This window comes from Synechococcus sp. CCY9201 (assembly GCF_034931105.1).
Classification (GTDB): domain Bacteria; phylum Cyanobacteriota; class Cyanobacteriia; order PCC-6307; family Cyanobiaceae; genus CBW1002.
The window spans coordinates 1-7,541 of the sequence record NZ_JAYGIC010000100.1 but is presented as its reverse complement, the minus strand read 5'-3'; the positions used below and the strand labels follow the sequence as shown (position 1 = coordinate 7,541).

Below are 7,541 nucleotides of genomic sequence, written 5' to 3'. Positions count from 1 at the left end.
CGCCAGGGGGACCGCCAGGCGGGGCTCATCCGCTGGCAGGAGCTGCGCCGGCAGTGGCCCGGGGGCTACTACGCCTGGCGGGCCGCCGCCCAGCTGGGAGATCCCGCTGCCGACACCCTGCTGGACGCACAGGCCACCCCCCTGCCCAACCCCGGCGAACCTGCCGCCAGCGGCGAGCCCTGGTGGCCCCTGCGGAGGGGTGATCCCAGGCTCGATACCCTCTGGCGCCTCGATCAACGGCTCGAGGCCTGGGAGCAATGGCGCCAGCGCCGTGGCAACGTGCCGCCCGGCGACAGCGCCACCCTGCTGGTGGAGGGGCGGCTGCGCCAGGGTGTCGGCGACGACTGGACAGGCCTCGGGCAGCTGGAGCTGGCCTCCCTGCGGCTCGCCCCGGATCCCTGCGGGCTGCAGCCCCTGCTGGAGCGCAGCCTCCACCCCAAGCGCTTCCTGCCGGAATTTCAGATGGCGGCAGCCCCCGTAGGGCTGCCCGTGAGCCTGCTGCTGGCGGTGGCCAAGCAGGAGTCACGTTTCACCCCATCCGTGCACTCTCCCGCTGACGCCGTGGGGCTGCTGCAACTGCTGCCCAGTACCGCTTCAGAGCTGGCGGGCCGGCCGATGAGCAGCCGGGAGCTGGAGGATCCCGGCCTCAACGCCCGCCTCGGCGCCCTCTATCTGCACCAACTGGCTCGCCAGTGGGATCAGCAGCTCCTGCCGATGATCGCCAGCTACAACGCCGGCCCGGGGGCCGTGACCGGCTGGCTGGCCGACCCGGCTGAACGGCGCCGCCTGCGGGACGAACCGGAACTCTGGGTGGAGGCGATCCCCTATCCGGAAACGCGGCTCTACGTGAAGAAGGTGCTGGGCAACCTCTGGAGTTACAGCCAGGGGACTGCCACGATCAGGCCGAAGCCCCCAACGCCTGGCCGTGGGTGCTCAGCCAGCGTCCTGCCATGAGGCCACTCAGCACCAGGATGTTGAGCACCAGAACCATGGTGGTGGAGGAGGGGACCACCCGGATCCGCACCAGATCCAGACGGGCCAGCAGCACGGCCGGCGCCAGGATCAGCACATTGGCCAGGATGTTGAGGTGCAGGAGATAAAGACCGGCCAGGGTGACCAGCAGCAGGCTCACCACCAGGCTCACCACCCGGCTGGCGGCCATGAGCTGCGACAGACGGAACAGGAGTAGATCCGGCATCGTGCAGATCACCACCACCACCACGGCGTGCAGATACTCCACCAGCAGGATGAAGTGGCCGGGACTTGAAAAGCGCTGGCTCAACTCCGGCAGGGTGAGGGTCCAGTGCATGCCGAGATAGACACTCACCCCGATCAGCAGGAGCACGAGGGGAGCCCTGAACGGCAGGGCGATCAGGCGCAGCACTGAATTCATGGCCGATCCAGGGTCATGGCTGATCCAGCACCAGGGCGATGGCCTCGAGCGGGCAGCTGGGGATGCACTGCTCACAGACGAGACAGCGGTCCGCCTCGAAGTTCAGCCTCCAGACCGGCGCTTCGCAACGCAGGGCTCCACTGGGGCAGATGGCGGTACAGATGCCGCAATCGACGCAGCGCTGGGCATCGATCCGGATCTCCCCAGGGGCACGGTTGAGGGCCAGCCCCTGGCTCTCCAGCCAGGCCTCAGCGGCCTCCAGCTCGTCGATGTCACCGGAGAGCTCCACCACCATGGTGCCGCTCTGATTCGGCGCGATCTGGGCCCGCAAAATCTTGGCGGCGATGTCGAAGTCGACAGCAAGCCGGTAGGTGATCGGCTGGTGCACCGCTTCCCGGGGGAAATGCAGCGTGAGGCGTCGTTTCACGGGGCCGCATCCTCAGGGCAGGACGCTAGCAAGGCTGTCCAGGTCAGGGCTGACGCGGAACTGCCAGAGTGCCGGCTGGCTCCCTGCGGCAGATGGCGAACCCAAGCGACCCTTCCCCGCCCTCAAGCCCCCTGGGCCGACGCGAGCGGGTGCTGCTGGCGGTGATCGCCGCGGCGCTGGCGGTGGCGTTGGTGTGGTTGCGGGGAGGTCTCCATCCGGAGGCGCCGCTGGAGCAGCTGGCCCGCCGGTCGCTGGATCTGCCGGTGGCCCTGAGCAACGGCCGCCCCAGCCTGGTGGAGTTCTACGCCGACTGGTGCGAGGCCTGCCGATCGATGGCGCCGGCCATGGAGGCGGTGGAGCGGCAGCATCGTGATCGGCTCAACGTGGTGCTGCTCAATGTCGACAACCCGCGCTGGCTGCCGGAGATCGAGCGCTATGAGGTGAACGGCATTCCCCAGCTGGAACTGTTCGACAAGACCGGCCAATCCGTGGGCCGCTCCCTCGGAGCCCGCAGCGCCCCTGAACTGAACGCCCTGGTCGAGGCCCTGATCGATGGCACGCCGCTGCCACGCCTGGCCGGCGTCGGCGCCGTGAGCACTCTGGCCGACACGGCCCAGGCACCGGCCGTGATGGCGGATCCCCGCAGCCACGGCTGACGCCCTGTCCACCCAAGCACCCACGCCCCTCCCCATGGATCCCCGCTTCCGGGTCGCCCTGATCGCCGCCACTCCCGAGCCGCAGCGGTGCGTCTATGCGGCCATGCATCAGGACTACAGCGAGGGCTTCGTCGCCGCCGACCCCAGCAGCTGGCCCGAGGAGGCCAAGGCCGGGGAGATCTGCATCAAGCGTCTGCTGGCAGGTGAGCGCGGCCACTTCGGACCACTGGAGCATGCGCAGATTGTTCTCAATGTGGGCTGGTTCCCCCACTCGGTGATGCAGCAGGCCCGCACGCATCGGGTGGGCGTGAGCTTCGATGTGCAATCGATGCGCTACACGGGCGAACGCATCTGTCGCGCCGCCGATGGGGCGATGGAGCTGGAGGAGGTGTTCTACCTGCGGCCGGTGGGCTCTTACAGCGACCGTCAGGGCAAGCGCTACCTCTACAGCGAGGAGCAGCGGGCGATCGATCTGCAGCTCTGCCAACAGGCCGCTGAGCGCTACCGCGACCTGCTGGCGGCTGGCTTTGCCGAAGAGCATGCCCGCGGCATCCTGCCGTTCGATTACCGCCAGCACTTTGTGGTGAGCTTTTCGCTGCGGGCCTTCCTCCACTTTCTCGATCTGCGGGCCAAGCTCGATGCCCAACAGGAAATCCGCGCCCTCTGCGATCTGATGTGGCCCCACCTGGAGCGATGGGCACCTGAATTTGCTGACTGGTACGCGAAAAGCCGGCTGCACAAGGCCCGTCTTGCCCCCTGAGCAGCGATCCTTCGCCAAACTTGAAGTTGCCTGATCGCCTCTCTACCTGGCAGCTCCCGTGTTCCCTCCCGTCCGCGACTCACTGCTCCTGACCCTGCTCGGGATGGCTGTGGCCACAGGCGGGCTGGCCGGATCGGCAGGCCATGCCCAGATGCTTCTGGATGCGGCAGGAGCCGGATCGGTCCAAGGCATTCTGCAGCAGCAGGGTGGGGCAGGCTATGGCCAAGTCCTGGACAAGATTCGCCAGCGCCTCTCCAACGAGTCCGGGGCAACACTCAGAAATCCACAGAGTGCCGCGGGCTCAGGGAGCAGCAGCACCCCCCCGGTCGAGACCTCCGGGGCGGCAGTGGCAGCACCCACCACAGGCTCAGATCCAGTGTTCTGGATCAACGACCAGCCCGTCCTCCTGTGCAGCAGCGGTTTTCCCTGCCTGGGCGCTATTCAGCGAGCCATGGGGTTGAACGGACGCTCACGGAACAGAGCATGGCGCCATTGATCCTCATGGCCTGGCAGGCCATGAGGACCGCAGAGCAGCAGGATGACGGGCTCTTCATTGCCCGGGCTACCAGTCGGTTCAGACCCTGGCCAGGGTGACCCGCTCGGGCTGATCCTGATACTTTCCGGCACGATCCTGGTAGGTGGTGTCGCAGGGATCGCCTTCGAAGAACAGCAGTTGACAGATACCTTCGTTGGCATAGATGCGGCAATCTGCGCCGGAAGAATTGCTGAATTCAAGCGTGAGATGGCCCTCCCACCCCGCTTCAGCGGGTGTGGTGTTGACGATGATGCCAAGCCGGGCGTAAGTGCTCTTTCCCAGGCAAATTACCGTGATGTTGGGCGGCACCCTCAGCTTCTCCATCGCAACGCCAAGGCCATAGGAATGGGCCGGCAGAATGAAAAAGGCGCCATCGATGTCCTCATGCAGGGGGGCCGGCTCCAGATTGGCTGGATTGAACCGCTTCGGGTTCATTACCGTGCCGGGGACATGGCGAAAGATCAGAAACTCCTGCGACGACAGACGCAGGTCGTAGCCATAGGAGGAACAACCAAAGCTGAGCACCGGTGCGCTGGAGGTCTCGGGTTCGAGATGCCTCACCAGATGGTCTTCAAAGGGATGGATCATGCCGGCATCGGCCCGCTCCTTGATCCAGCGGTCGTTCTTGAGCATCAGCCGCGGCGCAGTTGGGTGACCTGATCGGCCATGGCCATCAGAGCGGCGGGCATCGCCGGGCCCGTCAGGATGACATCCAGCTGAGCCGGCCGCTGTTCCAGCACCTCGGTGACATCCAGAAGAGACAGATAACCCAGCTCGATCGCCAGCCCCAGTTCATCAAGCACCATCAGATCCACGGCGCCCGCCAGCAGCTGCTGGCGGCTGAAATCCCACACCTCCCGGACAGCCGCCAGGGCAAGGTCCTGCTCGGCTTCAGCCTGCAGGGGCGCCGCAAGGCAGGCGGGCACCGCCGGCCGCAGCCACTGCAGGCGGCCGCAAAGCCAGAGACTGCGGCCCAGCCCCTGATCCACGCCACCTTTGAGAAACTGACTCACCAGGACGCGACTGCCCAGACCCGCCGTGCGCAGGGCCTGGCTGAACACGGCGCCGAAGCTGCCGCGGAAAGGGGCTGTGTGCACCTGAAGCAGCCCTTCGGCCTGAGGCACGGGCCGAAGGGGCACTACAGCGCGAGTCGCTGGGCGGACAGGGTCAGTTCGCTGCTCAGGCCGGGCCTCCAGCCGCTGACCCCGGACAGAGATGTCACCCCGCTGGGAGGGGCGATGGCTGCCCTGGGGGCTGGCAAGACTGGCGGTCATGGACATCCCGGAGGGCGATGGGGCCGGGCGAGCGGATCATTCCGGCCGACCTGGACAGGGACCGAAGCGATGGGATCGGACGCTGCGCTGGAACCTGAATGTAGCGGCATCTGCGCCCTGGACAAGCCACACACACCATCCCTGGTGGGAACAGACGGTTTCGCGGAAACGGCGGCACAGGCTGCGACAGGCGTCAACAGCCGCACAGGCCCAGAGCGCCAGGGGCTGGCGAGCGGGAGCGGAAGCGGAGGCCCTGACAGCAACCGTGTTGGTTGCTACAAGAAAGAGCAGGGTCGCTCCGTAGCTTCCCAGTTCCTGCCCCGCCGTCATGGTCGGCGCTACTCGCGGCTTCAGCCGTTACGCCCCCCCTCCCCCCAGCGGCTCCGCTGGCACCGGGTCGGGTGTGTCCGGCGGAGCCGGAGCCACCCTTCTCGAAGTGATGCGCGGTCTCGGCGGCAGCAGCGTCGAGACCGTGGAGCGTGGCAAAACCATTTTCTTTCCCGGAGATCCGGCCGAACGGGTCTATCTGCTGCGTCGCGGCGCCGTGCGGTTATCGCGGGTCTACGAATCCGGTGAAGAAATCACCGTGGCACTGCTGCGGGAAAACAGTCTGTTCGGTGTGCTGTCGCTGCTCACCGGGCAGCGATCCGATCGCTTTTATCACGCCATCGCCTTCACCCGCGTGGAGATGGTGACCGCTCCCGCCACCTCGGTCCGCCAGGCCATTGAGCGCGATGCCAGCGTCGGGCTATTGCTGCTGCAGGGCTTGTCCTCCCGCATCCTGCAGACCGAAACCATGATCGAAACCCTCACCCACCGGGACATGTCCTCCCGGCTGGTGAGCTTTCTGCTTGTGCTCTGCCGCGATTTCGGTGTGCCCAGTCAGGAGGGGATCACGATCGACCTGCGCCTCTCCCACCAGGCGATCGCCGAGGCGATCGGCTCCACCCGGGTGACGATCACGAGGCTGCTGGGCGACCTGCGCAACGACGGGCTGGTGCAGGTGGATCGCAAGAAGATCACGGTCTTCGACCCGATCGCCCTGGCCAAACGCTTCAGCTGACCGCCTCCACTCCAACCAGGTCAGCTGAGCAGATTGCGGTAGCGATCCAGCCAGCCCTGAGGCACGGCACCGAAACGCTCTGCCAGACGCTCCACCATCGGTAGATAGTCGCGCGCCATCTCCCGCTGAAAGCCCAGGGGGGGTTCCCGGCCGCCGGCGGCCACGTTGACGGCCGGCGGCAGACGCAGTCGCTCGTTCAAAGGGGGCGCGGCCAGAAAGTCGAACAGGTCGTCGGCGAAGGCTGCAGGATCACTGCTGAGCTGTTCGAAAAAGCAGCAGTGCAACTGAGCGGGCTGGAACACCGCCTCGACGGTCTCGATGGTGCGGAGGTAGTTGGAACGGCTCACGGCCCCGGGCATGCGGGCCTGCTCCAGCAGAGCGGCAATGTCGGCCTCACCGTCGAACTGGCCCTTGCGGACCCGGTTGCGGATCGCCGACCAGACCCTCAGCACGGGATCGCGCATCACGAACACCAGCCTCAGCTCCGGTGCCAGACGCTGCATCCGCTCCCACACCGGCCGCTCCAGGGTGGCGTAGGCGGGGGTGATCTCGCCGACCCGCTTGCCCTGGCGACGTCCCTGACCAAACAGGCGGCAATACCAGGCATCACTGCGCGGCAGGAACCAGTAGCGGCCGAACCAGCGGGGATCGCGGGCGAAACGCTTCAGGTCCCAGAACCTGGCGCGTCGCCGCTCATCGGCGTCGAACACGCCGAAGCGGATCTGGGGCTTGTCAAAGTAGTGGAGCTCCTTGACCGGCGTGAGCCACAGATCCGGATGCTGGCTGAGAACCCTGTGCAGCCAGGTGGTGCCGGAACGCTGGGCCCCGATCACCATGAAGTCCGGAACCATCGCGGTGCAAGCCGGGCGGGCCAGACATTAAACGACCCAGAAGCACCGACCGGACCACAGACATCGGAACAGCCCAAGGATCAGACCCGGCGGGACGCCTCCCCAGACTGTCCGCACCGTGCCGGACGACGGGGTCTGTGCTGCAGGATGCAGCCTTCGGATCCCCCGGATCCGAAGGCTGACAGCGGAACGACGGCGTGGTGAGGCAGCGATGACGGGTTGGTTGTTGATCCTGGTCCTGCTGGTGCTGGGCGGCGTGCTCTCCACCCTCGGTGATCGGCTCGGCAGCCGCGTGGGCAAGGCGCGCCTCAGCCTGTTCAACCTGCGACCGCGCCGCACCGCGGTGCTGATCACGGTGCTCACCGGATCGCTGATCAGTGCCATGTCCCTGGGCCTGATGCTTCTGGTGAGCCAAAGGTTGCGGGTGGGCCTGTTCGAACTGGACCAGCTGGAGCAGAGGCTGCAGCAGAGCCGCGACGATCTGGCACGCAGCCGCCGCGACCTGGTCGGTGCCCAGGCCGCCAGCGCCACCGCACAGCAGGCCAGCCGCCGAGCCCAGGCGGCCACCAAGCGGGTGGAAGG

The 7,541-nt window shown here is 66.8% G+C and carries 11 protein-coding genes; 5 read left to right on the top strand and 6 right to left on the bottom strand.

The window, feature by feature from the left end; all coding sequences use genetic code 11:
- A partial coding sequence (locus tag VB716_RS10125) for a lytic transglycosylase domain-containing protein (RefSeq protein ID WP_323270380.1) occupies positions 1 to 954 on the top strand: 954 nt, incomplete at its 5' end.
- Here VB716_RS10125 and VB716_RS10120 read toward each other — a convergent pair.
- Together VB716_RS10120 and VB716_RS10115 are read right to left on the bottom strand one after the other, a co-directional pair.
- On the bottom strand, positions 899 to 1,393 hold the full coding sequence (locus VB716_RS10120; RefSeq protein WP_323247879.1) for a hypothetical protein: 495 nt from the start codon (positions 1,391 to 1,393) through the stop codon (positions 899 to 901). The genes VB716_RS10125 and VB716_RS10120 overlap by 56 nt on opposite strands.
- A gap of 13 nt (positions 1,394 to 1,406) precedes the next feature.
- Positions 1,407 to 1,820 (bottom strand): NIL domain-containing protein, encoded by a 414-nt coding sequence (locus VB716_RS10115; protein ID WP_323247877.1) that lies wholly within the window; start codon positions 1,818 to 1,820, stop codon positions 1,407 to 1,409.
- A gap of 92 nt (positions 1,821 to 1,912) precedes the next feature.
- Between VB716_RS10115 and VB716_RS10110 the strand changes: the two genes are divergently transcribed.
- Positions 1,913 to 2,476: a thioredoxin domain-containing protein gene (locus VB716_RS10110; RefSeq protein WP_323270379.1), complete on the top strand. Its 564-nt coding sequence runs from the start codon at positions 1,913 to 1,915 to the stop codon at positions 2,474 to 2,476.
- 34 nt (positions 2,477 to 2,510) lie between these two features.
- Positions 2,511 to 3,236, top strand: coding sequence for an FAD-dependent thymidylate synthase (thyX, locus tag VB716_RS10105; protein ID WP_323247873.1), 726 nt, complete (start codon positions 2,511 to 2,513; stop codon positions 3,234 to 3,236).
- Between the two features lie 79 nt (positions 3,237 to 3,315).
- Here thyX and VB716_RS10100 read toward each other — a convergent pair whose 3' ends face one another.
- The 3 genes from VB716_RS10100 to VB716_RS10090 all read right to left on the bottom strand — a co-directional run bounded on the left by VB716_RS10100 (position 3,316) and on the right by VB716_RS10090 (position 5,045).
- Positions 3,316 to 3,462 carry a hypothetical protein gene (locus tag VB716_RS10100; protein WP_323270378.1) on the bottom strand — a complete coding sequence of 49 codons (147 nt, stop codon included), beginning with the start codon at positions 3,460 to 3,462 and terminating at the stop codon, positions 3,316 to 3,318.
- A gap of 348 nt (positions 3,463 to 3,810) precedes the next feature.
- On the bottom strand, positions 3,811 to 4,404 hold the full coding sequence (gene dcd / locus VB716_RS10095; protein ID WP_197171648.1) for a dCTP deaminase: 594 nt from the start codon (positions 4,402 to 4,404) through the stop codon (positions 3,811 to 3,813).
- Positions 4,404 to 5,045, bottom strand: a complete 642-nt coding sequence (locus tag VB716_RS10090) for a cob(I)yrinic acid a,c-diamide adenosyltransferase (RefSeq protein ID WP_197171646.1) — start codon at positions 5,043 to 5,045, stop codon at positions 4,404 to 4,406. Before VB716_RS10090 ends, dcd begins: the two co-directional genes overlap by 1 nt.
- Positions 5,046 to 5,373: 328 nt before the next feature.
- Between VB716_RS10090 and ntcA the strand changes: the two genes are divergently transcribed.
- A complete protein-coding gene (gene ntcA / locus VB716_RS10085) occupies positions 5,374 to 6,108 on the top strand; it encodes a global nitrogen regulator NtcA (RefSeq protein WP_197157314.1) in 735 nt (244 codons plus the stop codon).
- Positions 6,109 to 6,128: 20 nt separating this feature from the next.
- Here the strand turns inward: ntcA and VB716_RS10080 are convergent, their stop codons facing one another.
- On the bottom strand, positions 6,129 to 6,959 hold the full coding sequence (locus tag VB716_RS10080) for a sulfotransferase (RefSeq protein WP_323247869.1): 831 nt from the start codon (positions 6,957 to 6,959) through the stop codon (positions 6,129 to 6,131).
- A gap of 211 nt (positions 6,960 to 7,170) precedes the next feature.
- Between VB716_RS10080 and VB716_RS10075 the strand changes: the two genes are divergently transcribed.
- On the top strand, positions 7,171 to 7,541 hold a 371-nt coding region (locus tag VB716_RS10075; RefSeq protein ID WP_323270377.1), incomplete at its 3' end, for a DUF3084 domain-containing protein.

Bases quoted from the DNA above. Each gene is read 5' to 3' on its own strand.
- VB716_RS10120 (WP_323247879.1), bottom strand. From the start codon at position 1,393: ATGAATTCAGTGCTGCGCCTGATCGCCCTGCCGTTCAGGGCTCCCCTC.
- VB716_RS10110 (WP_323270379.1), top strand. From the start codon at position 1,913: ATGGCGAACCCAAGCGACCCTTCCCCGCCCTCAAGCCCCCTGGGCCGA.
- thyX (WP_323247873.1), top strand. From the start codon at position 2,511: ATGGATCCCCGCTTCCGGGTCGCCCTGATCGCCGCCACTCCCGAGCCG.
- dcd (WP_197171648.1), bottom strand. From the start codon at position 4,404: ATGCTCAAGAACGACCGCTGGATCAAGGAGCGGGCCGATGCCGGCATG.
- VB716_RS10090 (WP_197171646.1), bottom strand. From the start codon at position 5,045: ATGACCGCCAGTCTTGCCAGCCCCCAGGGCAGCCATCGCCCCTCCCAG.
- ntcA (WP_197157314.1), top strand. From the start codon at position 5,374: ATGGTCGGCGCTACTCGCGGCTTCAGCCGTTACGCCCCCCCTCCCCCC.
- VB716_RS10080 (WP_323247869.1), bottom strand. From the start codon at position 6,959: ATGGTTCCGGACTTCATGGTGATCGGGGCCCAGCGTTCCGGCACCACC.